Consider the following 19,576-nt stretch of genomic DNA (forward strand, 5'->3'; position numbering starts at 1 on the left):
GGCCAGGACAGGGGGAGACACCCCTGGCCCGGGCAGACGGCCGGCACCAGCCCTCCAAGGAGACCTCATGATCGAGCAGAACCCGTGGCCGACGGAACGGGCGGGACGGTCGACCGTCCTGGCCCAGTTCGGCCAGGCCCGAGCCGACCTGATGCAGTGGGCACTGACCACCGGCGACGTGCTCGCCGACGCGGTCGTCGCCGAGATGCACCAGATCGGGATGAAGCAGGCCAGACCCGTGCTGAGCAGAGGCATCCGGGAGGGCCTGGACTCCCTCACCGATCCGCCTCCGGCAGTGGAGGCGCTGCTGCGGCAGACCGAGAGCGTGCCCGGCTACGTGGACGACTCCCTGCTCGACCAGGGCCCGATGCCGTTCTACACCTCACCGCTGCCGGTGCACATCATCGCGCTCAACGCGGGTTCACTGATCCGGGTCTACGAGTCGCCGTCGATCTCCAAGGTACTGACCACGACGGGCCGCCTGGTCGACTCCGCCCAGCGGCGCATCCGAGAGACCGGGGCGTGGCACGCACAAGTCATGCTGCCCGGCGGCCTTCGCGTCGGGCAACCGGGCTATGTGGCGACCCTGGAGGTGCGCATGCTGCACGCACACATGCGCAGACTCGCGCTGGACCGCGGCTACGACAGCTCGGCGGACGGCTGTCCGATCAACCAGGTCGACCTGGGGCGGACCTGGATGGACTTCACCCTGACCGCCTACACGGCCGAAGAGCTTCTCGGGTTCGGGCTGAGCAACCGCGAGCTGGCCGACCTGTACCGCTACTGGTGGTACATCGCCCACCTGCTGGGGATCGATGCCCGCCTGGTCGAGGGGATCACGGGCAACGAGGCCGCCGCGCGCCTCGACGCCGTGTTCCAGACCGTGACCGGACCGGTCACGGAGGACTCCGCCCTGCTGGCGGACGCGACGCTGGTATCGGTGACCTCCGCGCTGCACGGAATGCTCAAGGTCCCGCGCGGACTGGCCCGACCGGCGCTGAACGCGATCACCCGCCGGGTCCACGGCGACAGCATGTGCCAGGACCTGCGCATCCCCGCGGCTCCGATCGCCGACGCGTGGCTGGGGCCGGCGCTCTCCGGGCTCGCCCTGGCGCGCGACCGCCGCCGCCGGGACCCGGGACGATGGCAGGCCGCGATCGACCAGAACCTGGCAGCCACCCGCAGCGTGCTGGCGCGGCCCGACCAGCCGACGGCCTACCAGCGCGGCGCCACCGGATCCCACGACTGAGGGACCGGGACCTTGCCCGCGAACCCCCTCCACAGCCAGAACCAGCAGGCGGGCCTCGTGGCCGAGCAGCCGAGCAGCCGAGCAGCCGAGCAGCCGACGCATCTGATCAGCCGAGCAGGAGAGGGAACTTGATGCAGACGAACGGATACATGGACACGTTCTACGTGAACGGGCGCTGGGTCCGCTCGCACAGTACGCGACAGGCCGTGGTGACCAACCCGGCCACCGAGGAGAGCCTGGGACAGGTCACGTTGGGGGACGTCACCGACGTCGAGGCCGTGGTCGACGCCGCCCGTCGGGCCGCGCCGGGGTGGGCCCGGACGCCCGTGTCCGAGCGTGCGACGCTGCTGCGCGCCATCGCGGACGAGCTGACGATCCGTCATGAGGACATCGCACAGTTGGAGACGGCGGAGGTCGGCTCCCCGATCGCCCTGTCCCGCCGGGCGCACGCCGGGAGCCCGATCCAGTTCTTCGCCTCGGCCGCCGACCTGATCGAGCAGTCCGAGCCGGACGAGACGATCCCCGGCGCGACGGTGCTGCGTGAACCGTACGGGGTGGTCGGTGCGATCACACCGTGGAACTACCCGCTGCACCAGAGCGCGGCCAAGACGGCGCCGGCACTGGCGGCCGGGAACACCGTCGTGTACAAGCCCAGCGAGCTCACTCCGCTGGGGGCCTACGCCCTGGCCGAGGCGATCGATTCGGTGGGCCTGCCGCCCGGTGTGTTCAACATGGTCATCGGCGACGGAACGACCGTCGGAGCGCGCATCGCCGCCCATCCGGACGTCGACCTCGTGTCGTTCACCGGTTCCACCCGGGCGGGCGTCCAGGTCGCGACCGCGGCGGCGGCCACCGTCAAGAAGGTGTCCCTGGAACTGGGCGGCAAGAGCCCCGCCGTCATCCTGCCGGGCGCGCCACTGCAACCGGCCGTGCGGCAGGCACTCCGTTCGGGTTTCCTGAACTCCGGTCAGACGTGCATGGCCCTGACCCGGATCCTCGTCGACCGGGCGCGCCTGGCCGAGACCGAGACGATCGTCCGCGACACGGTCGCCGGTTACGTCGTGGGCGACCCGACCGACCCGGACACCGACTACGGTCCGCTCGCCTCGAAGGCTCAGCAGGATCGCGTGCGGGACTACATCCGCCGGGGACAGAGGGAAGGCCTGCGACTGGTGACCGGCGGCCCCGATCGCCCGGCCTCGCTGAGTCGTGGCTACTACCTGCCGCTGACGGTCTTCTCCGACGTCCCGCCGGGCTCGGCCCTGGTGACCGACGAGATCTTCGGGCCCGTACTGGTGATCCAGGCCTATGACTCGGTACACGAGGCCGTCGACCTGGCGAACCGCACGCCCTACGGTCTGTGCGCCGGCGTGTGGGGTGCCGACCGCTCCGAAGCCGTCGAGGTGGCGCGGCAGCTCCAGGTCGGCCAGGTCTTCGTCGACGGCGCCGGGTTCAACCCCGCCGTCCCGTTCGGCGGCTACAAGCGGTCAGGGATCGGCCGCGAGTGCGGACGCCACGGGTTGGAGGAGTTCCAGCAGACCAAGGGACTGGTGTTCGGCGCCGACACCGCCGACTCCGGTTCACCCCGCTGACGAGAGCTGGGTGTGACCGACCTCAGTGGTCAGTGCTTCTAGTCTTTGGTCTGGCCGTCGGTGAACCGTCCGACCGGCTCCAGGTCCAGGCCGCGCAGGGCTTTTGAGATGTCGGACAGGGCCTTGGCGTTGGCCAGGGAGGCGAAGAACCGGGCACTCTCCAGGTCCCCCCTCTCCTCGGCCGCGACCGCCTTGTCCACGAAGTGGTCGATCCTGGTGTCCGTGAACCCCATCGAGACCCCCGGTGTCGTTGTTGAACTCACAGTGGAACGCCAGGTCAGCTTAGGGCTTGGGTGACCTGCGCCCCCGGCAACTCGCCCGACGACCGCACTCGGCCGCCGACCGTCGGGGCTTCCGTCCGGAGACGGCAAGGGCCCGGGGACGGTCACCACCGCCCCCGGGCCCTGACGAAACGCGTGCCTCAGTGCCGCTGGGAGGCCACCTCGTCCGCGTCCTCCTCCGCCGCGACCCCCCGCGCACGTGGACGGCGGTTCTCCGGGGCCGCGCCCCCCACATCGATGTCGGGCGGGGTCCGGGCGCGCCACGCGGGCCGCCACCAGGCCCCGTGCCCGGCCGGGTGCATGAGCGCGGGGTCCTTGTGCTCTGCCAGGTCCGGCGCACCGGAACCGCCGTGGGACGGCACGGACACCGGATCCGTCACCTGCTCGGGGGCCGGCTGCCGCGTACCCGACTGCCTGGCCGCTCGTCTGCGCAGGTAGAAGCGCCGCAGCAAGGTGAAGAAGCGGTCCGGAAGGAACACGGCGTCCGCGATGATCATCGCCCCGGAGAAGAGGGGCAGCCCCATGAACACTGCGATACCGATGTGCATACTCAGCAGCATGGCCAGAACAGGGTACTTGAGCCGGCCGAACAGGACGAAGGGGAAGGCGACCTGCAAGAGCACCGTCAGGTAGCCGACGATCGCGAGGAGGACCACGTGGTCCTCCGCCATGTGGGACAGCGCCGGCCAGGGCTGGAAGAGTTCGAGGTTCAGAACGTAGTGGAGAGCAGTCCCGTCGCCCCAGGTACCGCCTTGTACCTTGTACAGGCCGGCCGCCCCGTAGAGGATGCAGACCTGGGCCGCGATGACGAAAAGGCTGCAGTTGTGCAGCACCGTGGTCAGGGTGTTGCGCGCGTCGCGCAGTTGTTGTCCGAGGGAGTCCCCCACCGCTTCCGGCGCCTTGTCCGCGCCCGCCGCTCTGATCCGGGCCCGGCGCGCGTCCAGGGACCAGCGTCGGCCGCAGGCGGTGAAGACGAGGTAGACCGCCATCAGGAGGATGAGGTTGTCTCCTCCGTCCGTCATGAAGATCGACCTGGCGTGGAACGAGGCCACCATGAGGGCGAAGAGGATGGAGATGATCCGGGTCCGCCAGCCCAGCATGAACAGCACGGACGTGATGAGAGCCATCACGTAGCAGAGTTCGAAGTAGGCAGGGCTGTCGGAGAGGGTGAGGATGCTCTTCCAGCCCGTCTGGTCGAAGAGCTGCCTGGCCAGAGCGGGTGTCCACGGTGAAGCGGGGCCCCAGATCTCGTGGCGGTGAGGGAACTCGCGCAGCAGGAAGGCCAGGTAGAGCAGACCGTAGCCGATGCGCATGACCGCCACGGCATACAGGGAGATCGGCCGTTCCGTCAGGAGCGCGCACAGCGCGCTGGTCCTGTCGAGGAGCCGCCGAACCGTGGTCGCGTCCGCTTTCCTGCGGCGGGCGGGCCGTAGCGGTGAGTCCGGCTCGGGCTGGATGTGCTCAGTTCCCATGGAGGGTCACCTTCCACCAGGGTAGAAGCCGGGTCTCGATGGGCGCCGGCGAGGTCCCGGGCGATCGGTCGGCGTCCGTCGTTCCGGGCGCGGCGATGGGCAGGGTTCTCACCCGGAGCTGGATGTGCTCGAAACTGCCGCCGTTGTGTTCGGCGAAACGGGCCGCAGCGATGTTACACAGGTACTTCTGCATCAGCACGGCGTGTTCCGAGTACGACTCGTCGCCTCCTCCGTGTGATTCGAGATAGGACGTCCAGGACCGGCGCAACATGTTCTGCGACGTGTGGCTCGGGAATATGTTGTGCTCTACGGCGGAATTGTCCACAGCGGTCAGGTCGAACCAGTCGCTTACCTGGACCGAGCCGTCCGGGGCAGTATGTGCGGTCCTCGCTGAAATCTGCTGGTTGACCGAGTCCGGGTCCGGTGCGAAGAGACGCCAGTTCTGCTCGAACAGTGGATAGACCCATGCGTTGACCTGTTGGCTGTACCGCTGCGAGACGGTGTTGGAGGGGGCCACATGCAAGAACACCAGAATCACATGGGCCAGCGTCGTCACCACACACAGGACCACGGCGATTCTCAGACCCGCCTTCAGCGCGAGGGCCGTGGTGGCCCTCCTACGCGGCGTGGTCGTTTCTTCGTCGCTCTCCTGCGGGGTCGGACCGGAGCCGTTCTGTGGGGATTCCTTCACGTCCACTGATTCACTTCGGGCCTGCACCGCCCCACCCTGTCTTTCTCATATCGGCTACTCGTGTCCGCTTCTTCGGGGCCCATCACGGAAGGCGCGCGGCGGGGTCGACGAGGACCCCGCCGCGCGCTGTCAACCGGTGAGCGTGCTTCCTACTGCCCGTTGCCCAGTCATCAGGGCCGTCCCGGCCCCTCTACACGTCGGGCTGGTCCCCGTAGCCCCCGTGACGCGCGTGCTCGCGGCCGGGCTTCCCGTCGTGGCCGTGGCCGTGGCCGTGGCCCGGCTTACCGGGCTTACCGGGCTTGCCGGGTTTGCCGTCGTGGCCGTGGCCCGGCTTACCCGGTTTTCCGGGCTTCCCGTGGCCCGGCTTGCCGGGCTTGCCGGGCTTGCCGCCGCCACCGGTGGTGTTGCCCGCCGTGTTGCCCGCCGTCTGCCCCACCGTGTTGCCCGAGGTGTTGCCCGCCGTGTTGCCCGCGATGTTGCCGGCGGTGTTGCCCACGCTCACTCCGCCCGAGGTGCCCCCGTTGGTGCCCCCGTTGGTGCCACCGCTGGTGCCACCGGTCAGGACACCGCCCAGGAGGCCGCCGGTGGTGCTCCCAGCCGTCACGCCGCCCAGGACACCGCCGACCACGCCGGCGGTGGTGCCGTTGGTCGTTCCGTTGGTCGTACCCGTGGTGGTGCCGTTGGTCGTACCGGTGGTCGTACCCGTGGTGGTGCCGTTGGTCGTACCCGTGGTGGTGCCGTTGGTCGTACCCGTGGTCGTACCGGTAGTCGTTCCCGTGGTCGTACCGTTGTCACAGGTGGAACGGGTGATCGTGTTGGTGTCCAACGTGACCGAGCCTTCGCGGGCCAGCGCCCGCCCGTCGATGGTCGCGCCGGTGGTGGCGCTGATCGAGGTCAGGGCCATGATGGTGCCCACGAAAGTGGAGTCGGTGCCCAGGGTGGCCGAACTGCCGATCTGCCAGAACACGTTGCAGGCCTGCGCGCCGTTGATGAGGGAGACCTGGCTGGCAGAGGCCGTGGTCAGCGCTGAGCCGACCTGGAAGACCCAGACGGCGTCGGGGTTGCCCTGGGCGTTGAGGGTGAGCGTGCCGGTCAGACCCAGGGCCGAGGAAGCGGTGTAGACGCCGGGAACCAGCGTCAGACCGCCGGCATCGGGCGGAAGCGCCGCGTCCGTGGCCTGCCCTGCGGCGTTGTTGTACGCCGCTACCAGGTCGGACTTGGCCTGGAGCGCGACTGCGTCCGCCGAGTGCTGGGTCCCGTTGACCAGGCCGGGCGGGAACCCGGTGATGGCCGTGCCAGGACTCACTCCGATGTCTCCGGTGATCACGGAGGGACCGGTGTTGGTGATCGACTCACCAGCCAGAACCGCGAAACTCTCCGCCGTGCCCAGAGGTACGGGAGTGGCGATGGCGAGCGCCTGTGTCGGCGTCATCACGACCATGGCGGCGATGACTGTCGCGGAGAGCATTGCGGTGGGCCAGGCGGGCACGGTGCGCCGTCGAGCCACAGCACGAATCTTGAGCTTCATTAAGAGGCCGATTTCTGTGGGATACGGGGCATACCGGGCCGTTACCGATCGCCCGGAAAGCCTTAATTCTGTCGCTGGAATATTAAGCTCGGGAGCACTGTCGGCATGAGCAGCGCCGCGCCGCAACCACAAGATTTCACCCGCTGGGGTCGCGGGAATTCCACCGGGTCGAGCAGCCACCCAGGAGCAGCCCTAGGATCAGTTCGCGTACAAATCGCCATACTGAGTGACCGAAAGACCACAGGGCACCGCCTGCATCACACCCGGGGCGCCGACCGGGCTTCGCCGGACGAGAATCCCCAGGCAGGGACCGGTGCGCCGACCGCAACAGTATAAGCCATACCACTCGGATCGAGTTGGTGCCGAGCGCTTTCGTGGAGCAGAAAATCAGGCCCTGCGCCACAGCCATCATTCGCATTGCACCAACTCGGCAATTCGATTATTATTTGCGCGCCCTGACCATTTTATCTCTGTTTTCTCACAGGACCGCCGCATTCGCCCCCTTTCCGTCGAACTCGGGCGCCAGGTTGTGGATCAAGGCCCCGGGCAGGGCCGCGAACACCAACACGGGGCCACGGCTTCGCGGCCACCGGTGCGTCCTGGTCCGCCGCGACGCGGCCCGGACACGGCAAGGGCCCGGGGGCGGTCACCACCCCGCCCCCGGGCCCTGACAGAACGTGTGCCTCAGTGCCGCTGGGAGGCCACCTCGTTCGCGTCCTCCTCCGTCGCGACCCCCCGCGCACGCGGATGGCGGTTCTCCAGGGCCGCACCCTCCACGTCGATGTCGGGCAGGATCCGGTCGAGCCACGCGGGCAGCCACCAGGCCCCGTTCCCGGCCAGGTGCATGAGCGCGGGGATCAGCGCCATGCGCACGACGAAGGCGTCGATGAGCACGCCGAAGGCGAGCGCGAAACCGATCGAGCTGATCATGACGCTGTGGGAGAAGACGAACCCTCCGAACACGGAGATCATGATGATCGCCGCGGCGGTGACCACCGCACGACCGGCGTGGAACCCGCGCACCACGGCGATCCGGGCGGGGTCTCCGTGCACGTAGGCCTCACGCATGCCCGTACCGATGAAGAGCATGTAGTCCATCGCCAGGCCGAACAGGATCCCGGCCAGGAGCGTGGGCAGGAAGTTCAGCACCGGCCCGGGGTTCTCGATCCCGAAGAGGCCGCCCAGCCACCCCCACTGGTAGACGGCCACCACGCCGCCCAGCGCGGCGAAGTAGGACAGGACGAACCCGAGCGTGGCCACGACCGGCACGAAGACCGAGCGGAACACCAGCAGCAGGATCACCAGGGACAGGCCCACGACCACGGTGAGGTAGGTCGGCAGCGAATCGCTCAGGGTCGCGGAGATGTCGATGTTGCCGCTGGCCATGCCCGCGACCCCCAGCGGACCGGTGCCGTCGATCGGCTCCAGGTCGCGGAAGGTGTGCACGAGGTCCTCGGTGGACGCGCTGGCCGGGCCCTCCACGGGAACGACCTGGAAGATGGCCAGGGTGTAGTCGTCGGAGACCGCGATGGGGGCGACCGCCGCCACGTCCTCGTGGGAGTAGAGCTCCTCGGCGATCAGCGCCTGCTCGTGTGCGGCGTTCTGCTCGGCGGCCTCCTCGGTCGGCCCGCCGGTGAGCCCGGCCGCGACCAGGAGCGTGCCGTTCTGTCCCGCGCCGAAGTGCTCCTCCACCACGGAGTAGGCCCGGTACTGGGTGGAGTCGGTGGGTTCGGAGGAGCCGTCGGGCATGCCCAGCCGCAGGTCCAGGGCGGGCAGGGCGACGATACCCAGGGCGAGCACGGCGACGGCGGCCTGGAGCAGCGCCCGACCGGTCGCCATCGGCCGGACCTGCTCGGGGGCGCCTCCGTCCCCGTCCTTCCCGGTTGCCCCGTCCTTCCCGGCGAGGCGGGCGCGCTCACGCCGGGACAGGATCCGCGCGCCGAGCAGTGACAGCAGGGCCGGGACGAGCGTGATCGCGATGAACACGGCGACGGCGATGGAGATGGCGCCCACACTGCCCATGAGGCCCAGGAACCCGATCCCGGTCAGGTTCAGGCCCAGCAGTGCGACGAGTACGGTCGTCCCGGCGAAGACCACGGCGTTGCCCGCGGTCCCGTTGGCCAGGCCGATGGACTCGCCCACGTCGATGCCCTGCTTGAGCTGGCGACGGTGGCGGTTGACGATGAACAGCGCGTAGTCGATGCCGACGGCCAGACCGAGCATCAGGCCGAGGATCGGCGTCACCGACGCCATCTCCAGCACCCCCGACAGCGACATCGCGATCAGGGTGGCGATACCGACGCCGACCAGCGCCGTCAGGATGGGCAGGCCCGCGCCCACCAGGGTGCCCAGCATGATCACCAGGACCACGCCGGCCACGATCACGCCGATGATCTCGGCGGCGCTGACCAGGCTGGGCATGGCCATGGCCATGTCGTTGCCGAAGTCGACGGTGGTGCCGGGGACCGGGTCGCTCTCGAAGACCGCCATGACGGCGTCACGGGTCTCCTGGGAGATCTCCGTCTGGCTGTCGGTGAAGGCGATGTTGACCAGTGCGGTGGAGCCGTCCTCGGAGACCGTGCGGATTCCGGAGGCCATCTCAAGCAGGGACTCGCCCTGTTCGAGGTCCTCCAGGCCCGCCTCGATCTCCTCGCGGTTCTGGTCGATCACGACCTGTTCCGCGTCGAGCCCGGCTTCGGCCTGTTCGAGCACTCCGCCGGCCTCGGCCTGGGCGCGGCCCTCGTCGAGCTCGTCCTGGCCGGCTTCGAGGTCCTGCAGTCCGGTTTCGAGCTCGTCGCGGCCCTCCTCCAGCTCCTGCTGCTGGTCGGTGCGCTGGTCCTCGGTGGCGAACGGGTTCATCGCCGTCTCGACGCGGGGGGCCTCGGCGGCCTCCTCGACGCGGTCGGCGATCGCGTCCTGCTGTTCCTCGGTGAAGGCCGAGCCGTCCTCGGTCTGGTAGACGACGGTGCCCGCGCCGCCGCCCATCCCGGAGAACTCCTCCGACAGGAGCTGTTCCACCTCGTCGGTGGGTGTCCCGGGGATGGAGAAGCTGTCCTCCAGGTCTCCCGAGAAGAGGAAGAACGCGGTGCCGGCGGCCACGAGCAGTGCCAACCAGATCGCTATAGCGGTGACGGCCCGGCGCGCGCACGCGCGCCCGAGTCTGTAGAGAAATTCAGCCATGGGTGTTGTCTGCCAAACGGAGATGGGTGGTGGGAGCGCGTCGTGCGCTCAGGAGGAGGCGGGGCCGACCGAGCCGTAGCCGTCGCGGTTGACAGCGATCATGCGTTCCAGCAGCTCGGCCCACACCTGGCGGGAGGCGGCGGTGTCGGCCCCTCCGGTGGTCTGCTCCCAGTGCTGGACCGTGACCGCGCCGCCGCTGATGAGCGCGCCGCACATGAGGTCGACGACGAGCGGGTCGACACTCGGGTGCCGGCGCGTCATGATCGCCGCCAGGCGGACGCTCACGTCACTGATCGCGCTTTCGAACAGCGCGGCCCGGCTCGGGGCGAGCTCGTGCCCCTCCTGTCGGAGGAGGTGTTTGAGCCGGGTGATCGGCGTGAGCAGGTCGGTGCTGCGGATCGCTGCGGCGAACTCGTCGAACATGTTCCCCCGGCGGCCACCGGCCGTCGCGGGGAGGTTGTCCTCGATGCTGTCGACGATCGCCTCCAGCATCTGGCCGAACACTTCGAGGACGATGTCGTCCAGGGACCTGAAGTGGTTGAACACGGTCCTGCGGGAGACGTCGGCCCGTTCGGCGAGCTGGTCGACGGTGAAGCCTGTGCCCCCGCTCTCGGTCATCAGCTCGGTGGCGGCGTCGACGAGGGCACGGCGGTGGCGTGACTTCAGTGCCGCACGCCGGTCACGTGATGGCTGTCGGTGCTGGTCGTTCACGTTCTCACGCTAGACACCTGAATGCACTTGGTGCAACGAAGCACTTGGTGCAAAGGCTCACATCCGGCGTGGGGCGCGGTGTCGGGTCCGCGTCGCGTTCGCCCCCTCGCCCCGGGCATCTCCTCCCGGCCCGGCCCCGGACGGCGGCGCGGCGGGCCGCCGTCACCCCTCCGGTTCGGGTTCCTCAGGTGGGAGCGGGAGCAGTCTGGCCGCGAACTCGGTCCACAGGCCGTGGTCGAACTCACGGAAGGTCCCGATGTCGGGGTAGGAGTCCTCGCCGGACGCCCTCAGAAGGTGGGACAGTCCGATCGTCGCGCTGCCGAGGCGCTTCGGCTTCGGTACCAGCACGTACACCTCCGTGCCGGGCTCGTACTCCACCACCTCAACGCCCTCGGGCAGCGGAGCGTCCGTGCCGGGTCCCGGGGCGGCGATCGGAACGCTGACCCGTGTCATCAGCTCCCCCGCGACGTTGGACAGGGACCGCCACGGCATCCCGTCCCTCGTCCAGCCGCGTTCCGCGACCACCCGGCCGAGCCGGGCCTCGGTGTCGGCGACGTCGGCGTTCTCCGCCTCGATGTCGTACTCGGCGCCGGGCCCCAGGGGGATGTCCGACACCACGGCGGTGGCCGCCGCGAGTTCGCGGACGCGGACGGTGGAGTCGGCCGCCAGGGCGGCGGCCGCCTCCTCCAGGGCCCGGTCCTGGGCCTCGCGCTGCCGCCGGAGTTCGTCGGCGTAACGGCGCAGCCCCTCCGGTGCCCGTGGGAGGTCGTCGACCAGTTCCCTGATCCGCTCCAGGCTCAGCCCCGCCCTGCGCAGCGCCAGGATCTGACCGGCGCGCTCCAGCTGCTCGATCGTGTAGTGCCGGAACTGCGAATCCTCGTCCACGTGCGCGGGAACCAGCAGCCCCTGTGCGTGGTAGTGGCGGAGGGTCTTGGGCGGGAAACCCGTGAGCTCACTGAACGAGCCGATCGTTAGCATGCCCACCACTGTGGGCCTTCCCCCAGGGGGAGGGTCAAGTCGTCGGCCGGTCGGAGGGGCGGAGACCGCGGCCTACTCGTCACCGCCGGACGGACCGCCGTGTTCGCCGAAACCGGGAATGCTGCCCTGGCTCCGCTCCCAGGCGAGCTGCTCACCCTGGCGCTCGACGGCCCGCCTCTCCTCGGGTGTCAGGTCGTCGGGGATGGGGTCGCGGTCCTTGCGAGCCATGGTGGCCTTCCTGTTCCTTCTCCGTGTCGTGGTCCGGCACCGAACACAACCGGGTCCCCCGGTCGGTGCCTCGCCTACAGGACGGAGTCGGAACGGGGTTCTGACGCGGAGAACACCATCTCATTGAGTGACGCGCATCTCACTCTATGCGTTCTCCACTGTCCGGCGGCCCCGAAATCCCACCGGCGGACGGAGCTCCGGACGTGCGCCACCCCGGATGCGGCGGGGCCATCCCGAACCGCCCGCGCCGGGCGGGCACCGCGGGACCCGACCGGGCCCGCGTCTCCCCGCCGCATCCGGGGCCGTGTGGCATCATGCGACCATGATCGGACACCTGCGCACCATCGCCATCGACTGTCCGGACCCGGTCGCGCTCGCCGCGTTCTACTCCGAACTCCTGGGGCTTCCCCCCGCCGGCGGAGACCACGGGTGGGTGATCATCGGCAACGGGGAGGGGCAGCCCCGGATCGCCTTCCAACACGTCCAGGACCACCGTCCGCCCGCGTGGCCGGACCCGGACCACCCCCAGCAGATGCACTTCGACATCACGGTGGACGACATCGACGCCGCCGAGGAGCGGGTCCTCGCCCTCGGCGCCACCCCGTTGAGGCGGGTGGAGGAGGACCCCGACAACCTCTACCGCGTCTACGCGGATCCGGCCGGGCACCCCTTCTGCCTGGAGTTCACCAGGTAGTCGACCCCGGCCCCACAGGGCCTCAGGCCCGGTCGATCCGGTAGAGGGTGGTCGAACCGGACACCTCGTTGGCCACGGCCAGGAGGGGGACCCCCGGGACGGGAGAGTCCCCTGCCTCGATGAAGGTCAGGCCCTCCGCCCCGAGGTCGCCCGCCTCGCGGGTTCCGGGCTCGGCGGAGAAGTCCCGGTTGTTGAGGTACTGCACGTGGAAGGGGGCGTGCGGGTCGGTGACGTCGTACACCATCACCCCGCCCACGCGCTCCAGGCCGACGAACGCGTAGGTGCGACCGGACACCCCGCCCAGCACGACGCCCTCGGGCTCGGGGCCCTTGTCGTCGCTGCGGGTCTCGAAGCTGTTCTCGGTGTGGTTGGAGTTGAAGAAGTCGGGCTCGGCCTCGGCGGTGATCCGCTCGAAGTCGGAACCGGAGTCGAAGAGCTGCTCGCCGTCCGCCGTCCAGATCGAGAAGGACCGGCCGCCGAACGCGTACACGTCCTCGTAGCAGGTGCCGTCCGCGCGCAGGCCGTCGGCGGAGGTGACCGTCAGCCGCCCCAGGGCCGCGTCGTCCGCGAGCCCCTCCAGGGAGGTGACGCCCAGGTCGTTGTCGGCCACGAAGTCGCGCAGGCGCGGTGAGTCCTCGCACAGCGGGGTCTCCTCGACCAGGTCGGCCAGCCGCGACTCCTCGGAGTAGCCGGACCGGTCCCGGGTGTCGCCCTCGTTGGCGGTCACCAACAGGGTTCGGCCGCGCCACCGGTAGCTGTCGAAACCGTCGGGCTGGTACATGCCGTACACCGGCCAGTTCTCGACGCGGATCCCGCCGTCCCGGTCGGACACGTCCAGCTCGTTGCCGGGTTCCAGGTGGTCCTTGGCGCCGAAGGGCACGATGTCGGTGAACTCGGCGGTACGCAGGTCCAGGACGGCGAAGGCGTTGGCCTCCTGGAGGACCACGTGGGCGCTGTACGCGGTGTCGGCGACGATGTACTCGGGTTCGAGGTTGCGCGCCACCCGGCCCGGGGTCCCCGGCTCGCCGGTGGACAGGTCCGGCCCGAACACACGCACGCCGGGACGGAGCTCGCGGTCCCCGTCCCACGCGCGAAAGTCGGCGGTGCGGACGTCGTCCTGGGTGAGGGCGGCGGGCCTGCGGTTCACCCGGACCACGCTCACCGACCCCTCGGGGTCGACGGTGTGCTCGTCGTCGGGCTCTCCCTCGTTGGCCACCAGGAGGAGGCGGCCGTCGGGGGTGAAGGTCGCCATGTCCGGGAGCGCGCCGACCCGGACCGCGTTCAGCGCCCTGCCCCCGGTGTCGAAGAAGACCACCCAGCCGTCGTCGGTGCTGTCGGCGGCCTCGACCGCCACGGCCACGACGCCGCCGTGGACCGCCACGGAGTTGGCGACCGCGCCCTCCTCGACCACCGAGCCGTCCGCGGCCTCGATGCCGGGCGCGCGCAGGTCGAAGAGCTTGGCGGGGGCGGAGGGGTCCGAGATGTCGAGCACCTCGACCGTGGCGGCCTCGGCGTTGACCACGAACAGGCGCTGGGTGCGCGGGTCGTGGGCGACGATCTCCGCGGCGGCCGAGTCGAAGGAGTCCGCGTGGTAGGTGCCGACCGCGGACAGTTCGACGCCCCCGGTCCCTTCGTCGGCGGGGTTCCGGTCCTCGGCGTGCCCGGGGGCAGCCGCCCCGGTCAGGGCGACGGCGAGAGCCGCGGTGACCGCCATGGTCTTGCGCATGGTGCTTCCTGGTGGTTCGGGGGAAGGGCGCGGACACGCCCGCGCCGAAGCCAACCAGGGGCCGGCGAGGAGCGGCCGAACGGGCGGTGTCGGGAGGGTGAAGGGATCGCACGGTCGGTGTCATCGCGTTTGCCCTGGTCGTCGCCGTACCGTCACCCGTCGGACGGTTTCCCGGACGCGGTGTCCTCCGGAGCGGTCGGCCCGGGGTTGCCCGCTACTCCCAGGCCAGGCGACGGCCGGTGGACACCCCTGTGGGCACGCTGCCGAAGTGGGCGGCGAGGACGTCACGACCGGGGGCGCTCCGGGTGGAGACGACCTCCCCCGCGCAGACCCACGTGTTCCAGGCCCGACCGAAGGCCTCCGCCCCCTTCCGGCTGCGGCCGAACAGGGACGGGACCGCGTGGTACACCGCCGTGTTGGGAACGGGGTCGCCGGACAGCTGGGCGCGGGCGTGCGCGCGCTCCACCCCGGCGTCGGAGGGGACGGGGAGCACGTAGCGCGGCACCAGGTGGAGCGGGCTTCCGACCAGCGGACCGAGCACCTCGTCCAGTGCGGTGGCGAACGCCTCGGCGGCCTCGGGCCCCGCACCCGTCAGCGTGAACCGGTACACCCCGTCGGTGTCCACGTGGGCGCGCACCCCCTTCGCACCGACCGCCGACCGGCCGGTGGCGTGCAGGGCGTCGGCCACGGCGCACGCGTACCGGGTCGTGTCCACGGGCTCTGCCGCCCGTCGCAGGAGGACCGCTGCGGCGCCGATCCGACGGTGCCCGACCGCGGCGAAGAAGGCGGCGCCGAGCACCGCGGCGGCGGCGAGCAGCCACGGAAGTGCCAGGGCGAGCAGCAGGCACAGTGCCACCAGGACGGCCCCGGTGACGGCCACGGCGTCGGTCCCCGCCGGCGGCTCCCCCGCGCGGATCGCCCCGGCGGGGGCTGCCAGCGCTCCGGGGGGCGGGGGCAGGGCGACGTCCTCCCCCCGCACGGCGGGCGCCCTCCGGTCCCTGACCCGCAGGGTCGGCAACAGGACGTCCTCGTAGGGCTCACCGACCCGCCAGCGCGCCCGCGTCTCGTCACGCCGGGCCGCGCGGGCGACCATGCGCGCGTTGACCGCTCCGGGGTCGTCCGGGGGTTCGTAGGGGGAGAAGGCCGGGTCGACGTGCGCGACCCCGCTCATGACGGCGCCGTCGGCGGCGGCCCCCAGGTAACCCTGGTGTTTGCGCACGAACCGGGACCAGTCGGCGGCCCCGCGCGGGTGCTCGTGGCTGACGCAGACGACCGTCCAGGTGTGCGCGGTCTTCTCCGGCCAGGAGGGGTCCAGGCGCAGGGCGCGCCCCCGGCTCTGCACGACGGCGGTGGGAGTGGTCGCGGTCGTCAGGTCGACGACGGTGTTCACGCCCCGCGCGTCCCACCCCTCCCCGAGCAGGGCGCGGGTGCCGACCAGGACCTGCGCGCCGCCGGACTCGAAGAAACGCGTCACCACGCCGACCCAGGTACGGGGTGACCAGGCCCCCTCGATGACGTGCAGGCCGTCGGCCTCCCTGGTCGACAGGCCGGTGCCCGGGAGCCGGTCCCGGGCGAAGTCCAGGAAAGCCGCGGCGGTCAGCGGCGCCATGGCGACGGTGCGCCCGGTGACCAGGACCGGGTCGAGCCCGGCGGTGCGCGGGTCGGCGGCGAGAACGGACAGTTGGAGCCATGCGGACCCGGCGTCGTCGGCCAGGACCCCGCGCAGGGAGACGGGTGCGCGGGCACCGGCCCTCTCGTGGTCGCAGAGGACGAGAGCGCGCAGCCGGGGACCGACGGCGTCCCTCTCGGCGGCGATGATCTCCACGGTGGCGTGCGACTTGGCGTCGCTGCGGGCCAGGACCCGGTCCACGGGTGAGGTGCCGGTGCGGACGCCGTGGCGGGTCAGGTGGTAGCCGACGGAGGGCAGGGCGGTACGGAGGCGTTCGCGGGCGGTACGGTCGCGCCCGGAGCCGGTGAGGCAGTGCCGCGCGTAGTCGCCGATCAGCGCCGTCCAGTCCTCGGCGCGCGGCGGGTGCCGGTGCTCCTCCAGGAGGCGGGCCCCTTCGGGGAGGGCGCACAGCCCGGCGTGGTGCAGGCGCAGTACGGCGTCGGCGAGGGCGGGTTCGCCGGAGGCGAGCCGGGACCACGGGAGCCGCCCGCCCTCGCCGGTGGAGCGGTCCACGAAGCGGGCGTCCACCCAGGGCAGGAAGTCGGTGTCGGCGAACCCCGGGGTGAGCAGTTCCGTGCACATCTGCGCGAACCGGGTGCCCTGTTCGGCGAGGTACCCGCGCTCGGTGTCGGTGGGCCCGGTGACGTAGGCGAGTTCGGCGAACGGCGCGAGGTACCCGTCGCGGACCAGGGCGGGGATGGACGCCCCGGTGAGGGGTGGCCCGAAGAGGCGGTCCACCAGTGCCTTCTCCGTGGCGGTGAGGCTCGCGGCGGGGGTGCCGGTCAGGCCGATGACGTGCGCGTCGGGGAGTTCGTCGAGGATCTGCGCGAGCAGGCGTCCCCACACCTGGAGGAGGTGGTGGCACTCGTCGAGCAGGACCGTGAGCGGCCCGGCCCCGTGCAGGGCGTCGACCAGGGCCCGGCCGTTGGCGTGGAGGCGGTCGCGTGGTGAGGCGGTCGTGCGCCCCTCCTCGTCGGTCTCCGCGTCGGGGTCGAAGACGGCGAGGGACTGGTAGGTGAGGACGTTGACGTCGTCCGCGAGGTCCCGGCCGTGCCCCGCGGAGCATCCGTCCGGTCGGTCGAAGGCCTCCCAGTGGGTGGTCCACTGGCCCTGGATGGCGGTGTTGGGCACGAGGACGACGGTGCGGCGGCCGAGGCGGCGGGCGGCTTCGAGCCCGACGAGGGTCTTGCCGGATCCGGGCGGGAGGACGATCCAGGTGCGGCGGCGCCCCTCGGCCCAGAGGGCGCCGACGGTGTCCAGGGCGGTGCGCTGGTAGGGCCGGAACTCGCCGGGCCAGCGGGCAGCCGCGAACGGCGTGGACGTTTCGGACACGCGCCCACAGTAGCCGGGGCGGTCGTATCCGGGAGGGGCCGGGCCCCGGGGGTCAGTACCCGGCGGAGCGGAGCCGCTGCCAGGCGGTGGACCAGCGTTGGCGCTCACCGTCGTCGGTGCCGGCGCAGGCGGTGACGAAAGCCATGAGGAACACGTATCTGGGCAGCTCAGTGCCTTCGAGTGCCTGCTGGAAGGTGGACCTCTTGACCGCGCCCCCGCACAGGTACTCCAGTTCGAGGTAGGACCAGTCGCCCGCCCAGACCAGATAGCGGCGCATGATCAGCAGGAACTCGGCGGGGGTCTCGGCGTCCAGGGGATTGGGGCGCTGTTCGTAGCCGATGAGCGCCCGGACGGGGAGGCGGCGCTCGACGGTGGCGCTGGGGGTGGACAGGAGCCTGTCCAGCCACGTGGTACTGCCGAGGGCGTTGTTGGGACCGGTGGGCTCAAGGATGTTGGTGGGACTCACATCGTCTCCTTTTCACCGGTCGAAATCGGCGTCATGTAGTTCTTCCGTGCGTGGTACGCCTGTGGGCACATACGCGAACAAGGGGGCTGAGAGAACACCGACGGTCGGTCTCGGGATCTTGTGGAGGGAACTCCGACGGTTCGGTTACCAGGAAATCTACCGGATGAACACGACACGCGAAAGCGCCTGTGGACCGGGTTCCGGAGAGGCCTGGGTCTCCTCGCACTGTGACGTGGACACTCCGATGCGCCCCACTGAGGAATTTTTGCGCACAACACATCAAATGTCATCTGACTCCCCATGAGAAACGTCCGCATTGACAGAAAATGGACAGAGCGGCGCGACCTGGGAAATCCAGTGAAATGATCTTCGTGCACAGAAAAGCAGATGAGCCGAATCGGTAGTTCAGACGTGTCCGAAACTAGCTCTCCGGGGCCCGTGCCACGACCGTGGCATCGTCGCTTCCCTTGCCCCAAAGAAACACCGACCGCTTCGGGTCGGACGCCTCCAGCGCGCGGACCCGGTCCACCAGGGCGCGCGGGCCCCTCTCCGAAACCAGGGTGAGGATCTGTCCCCGGCCCCGGTCACCGAAGACCTCTGCCCCCGGCTCGCGCTGTCGGACATCGTCACGAGAGGACGTGCCGGAAGGGTTCCGGTGAGCGCCTCCTCGGCCGCCCGCGTGTCCGCGCCCGCCGTCCAAAAACCTCCGGGCACGTTGCGGTGGGAGCGGGGCGCGTCCCGGTCCGCGCCCCGACGGGCCAGCTCGGCCCGCAGGTCGTCGAGCCGGGTGTCGGCGGCCACGAGCGTCCCGCCGCCCTCCTCCTCCACCAGCACGGAGTCGGACAGCACCAGGTACTCCCCCGCCGCCCGCCCGCACCGCCACCACCGTCGCCGACGGCGTCTCCTGGTTGCCCAGGTCGCAGGTGTGCGCGGGCCGGTGTGCCCGGTGCCGGGGCGCGCCCGGCACCGGGCGGGGCTCAGCGGACGAGGACGGTGGTGTGCACGTCGATGTTCCCGCTCTCCCAAAGCCAGTCCATCGCGGCGAGGCTCACCCGTGCGCAGCCCTTGGAGGCGGGCTGGGCCGGGACGCTCGGGTACCCGTGGACGGCGATGCCGCCGTTGAAGTACTTGGGCCGGTAGAGGGCGCCGTAGGGGCCGGGGTCCCAGGCGTCCACATCGCGGAAGACGGTGTAGGTGCCGGTCGGGGTGGTGGCGATCCGCTCGCTGCCGTCCGAGCCCTCGTAGGGTTGGCCGGAGCCGGTGGAGGTGTTGACGACGCGTTCGACCTCGCCGTCGGACACCGCCAGGAGCAGCTGCCTGTCGAGGTCGATCTCCAACAGGTCGCCGGAGGTGGTCGTGGCCGCGGGGACGACGCCCTCGTCGAGCGCGGTGCGGGTGGCGGGGCCGACCACGCCGTCGCGGTCGAGCCCGGCGGCCTTTTGCAGGGCGACGACCGCCTGGTCGGTGTGGAAGCCGAACTGGCCGTCCACGCCGTCGATCCAGTAGCCCAGTTCGGTGAGCCTCTCCTGGAGTGCGGTCACCTCCGGCCCGGTGCTGCCCTGGCGCAGCTCCGGCCCGGAGACGGCCGCGGCGGAGGACGCGGACGCCGGGGGCGCGAGGACGACGGAGCCCAGGAGGAGGGCGCACGCCGCGGCCAGGACCGCGACGACCGCGCGGACCTGCCGTGTCTCGGTGGGCGGGGGGAGTATGAGGAGTGAGGGGGGAGTTGCCATACGTCACCTCATACCCACGAAAACGCCTGCTCTCCCCGAATCCCCG

The 19,576-nt window shown here is 70.7% G+C and carries 15 protein-coding genes; 3 read left to right on the top strand and 12 right to left on the bottom strand.

Translation table 11 applies throughout. The features are described 5' to 3' along the window. Nucleotides 1-67 precede the first annotated feature (67 nt). Nucleotides 68-1,249, top strand: a complete 1,182-nt coding sequence (locus ACFWTE_RS16310) for an oxygenase MpaB family protein (protein WP_378780248.1) — start codon at nucleotides 68-70, stop codon at nucleotides 1,247-1,249. A 131-nt stretch (nucleotides 1,250-1,380) separates the two neighbouring features. After that, nucleotides 1,381-2,841 carry an aldehyde dehydrogenase family protein gene (locus tag ACFWTE_RS16315; RefSeq protein ID WP_378780249.1) on the top strand — a complete coding sequence of 487 codons (1,461 nt, stop codon included), beginning with the start codon at nucleotides 1,381-1,383 and terminating at the stop codon, nucleotides 2,839-2,841. A gap of 38 nt (nucleotides 2,842-2,879) precedes the next feature. Here ACFWTE_RS16315 and ACFWTE_RS16320 read toward each other — a convergent pair whose 3' ends face one another. From ACFWTE_RS16320 to ACFWTE_RS16355, 8 genes are all read right to left on the bottom strand, one after another. After that, on the bottom strand, nucleotides 2,880-3,104 hold the full coding sequence (locus tag ACFWTE_RS16320; RefSeq protein ID WP_378780250.1) for a hypothetical protein: 225 nt from the start codon (nucleotides 3,102-3,104) through the stop codon (nucleotides 2,880-2,882). Nucleotides 3,105-3,262: 158 nt separating this feature from the next. Beyond that, nucleotides 3,263-4,594: an HTTM domain-containing protein gene (locus ACFWTE_RS16325; RefSeq protein WP_378780252.1), complete on the bottom strand. Its 1,332-nt coding sequence runs from the start codon at nucleotides 4,592-4,594 to the stop codon at nucleotides 3,263-3,265. Further along, complete coding sequence (locus ACFWTE_RS16330; RefSeq protein WP_378780253.1) at nucleotides 4,584-5,291, bottom strand: DUF5819 family protein; 708 nt, start codon at nucleotides 5,289-5,291, stop codon at nucleotides 4,584-4,586. The genes ACFWTE_RS16325 and ACFWTE_RS16330 overlap by 11 nt, the downstream gene beginning before the upstream one ends. A gap of 184 nt (nucleotides 5,292-5,475) precedes the next feature. Continuing rightward, nucleotides 5,476-6,792 (bottom strand): ice-binding family protein, encoded by a 1,317-nt coding sequence (locus ACFWTE_RS16335; RefSeq protein WP_378780254.1) that lies wholly within the window; start codon nucleotides 6,790-6,792, stop codon nucleotides 5,476-5,478. 705 nt (nucleotides 6,793-7,497) lie between these two features. After that, complete coding sequence (locus tag ACFWTE_RS16340; protein WP_378780255.1) at nucleotides 7,498-9,993, bottom strand: MMPL family transporter; 2,496 nt, start codon at nucleotides 9,991-9,993, stop codon at nucleotides 7,498-7,500. Between the two features lie 48 nt (nucleotides 9,994-10,041). After that, nucleotides 10,042-10,704: a TetR/AcrR family transcriptional regulator gene (locus ACFWTE_RS16345; RefSeq protein WP_378780256.1), complete on the bottom strand. Its 663-nt coding sequence runs from the start codon at nucleotides 10,702-10,704 to the stop codon at nucleotides 10,042-10,044. 162 nt (nucleotides 10,705-10,866) lie between these two features. Continuing rightward, nucleotides 10,867-11,682: a MerR family transcriptional regulator gene (locus ACFWTE_RS16350; RefSeq protein WP_378780257.1), complete on the bottom strand. Its 816-nt coding sequence runs from the start codon at nucleotides 11,680-11,682 to the stop codon at nucleotides 10,867-10,869. A gap of 72 nt (nucleotides 11,683-11,754) precedes the next feature. After that, on the bottom strand, nucleotides 11,755-11,910 hold the full coding sequence (locus tag ACFWTE_RS16355; RefSeq protein WP_378780258.1) for a hypothetical protein: 156 nt from the start codon (nucleotides 11,908-11,910) through the stop codon (nucleotides 11,755-11,757). Between the two features lie 322 nt (nucleotides 11,911-12,232). Between ACFWTE_RS16355 and ACFWTE_RS16360 the strand changes: the two genes are divergently transcribed. After that, nucleotides 12,233-12,604, top strand: a complete 372-nt coding sequence (locus ACFWTE_RS16360; protein WP_378780260.1) for a VOC family protein — start codon at nucleotides 12,233-12,235, stop codon at nucleotides 12,602-12,604. 22 nt (nucleotides 12,605-12,626) lie between these two features. Here ACFWTE_RS16360 and ACFWTE_RS16365 read toward each other — a convergent pair whose 3' ends face one another. The 4 genes from ACFWTE_RS16365 to ACFWTE_RS16380 all read right to left on the bottom strand — a co-directional run bounded on the left by ACFWTE_RS16365 (nucleotide 12,627) and on the right by ACFWTE_RS16380 (nucleotide 19,530). After that, nucleotides 12,627-14,330, bottom strand: a complete 1,704-nt coding sequence (locus ACFWTE_RS16365; RefSeq protein ID WP_378780262.1) for a choice-of-anchor I family protein — start codon at nucleotides 14,328-14,330, stop codon at nucleotides 12,627-12,629. Between the two features lie 214 nt (nucleotides 14,331-14,544). Further along, on the bottom strand, nucleotides 14,545-17,331 hold the full coding sequence (locus ACFWTE_RS16370) for a DEAD/DEAH box helicase family protein (RefSeq protein ID WP_378780263.1): 2,787 nt from the start codon (nucleotides 17,329-17,331) through the stop codon (nucleotides 14,545-14,547). A 52-nt stretch (nucleotides 17,332-17,383) separates the two neighbouring features. Continuing rightward, nucleotides 17,384-17,797, bottom strand: coding sequence for a hypothetical protein (locus ACFWTE_RS16375; RefSeq protein ID WP_378780264.1), 414 nt, complete (start codon nucleotides 17,795-17,797; stop codon nucleotides 17,384-17,386). A 977-nt stretch (nucleotides 17,798-18,774) separates the two neighbouring features. Then, nucleotides 18,775-19,530 (bottom strand): peptidoglycan-binding protein, encoded by a 756-nt coding sequence (locus tag ACFWTE_RS16380; protein WP_378780265.1) that lies wholly within the window; start codon nucleotides 19,528-19,530, stop codon nucleotides 18,775-18,777. Between the last annotated feature and the right edge of the window lie 46 nt (nucleotides 19,531-19,576).

This window comes from Nocardiopsis sp. NPDC058631 (assembly GCF_042716955.1).
Taxonomy (GTDB): domain Bacteria; phylum Actinomycetota; class Actinomycetes; order Streptosporangiales; family Streptosporangiaceae; genus Nocardiopsis.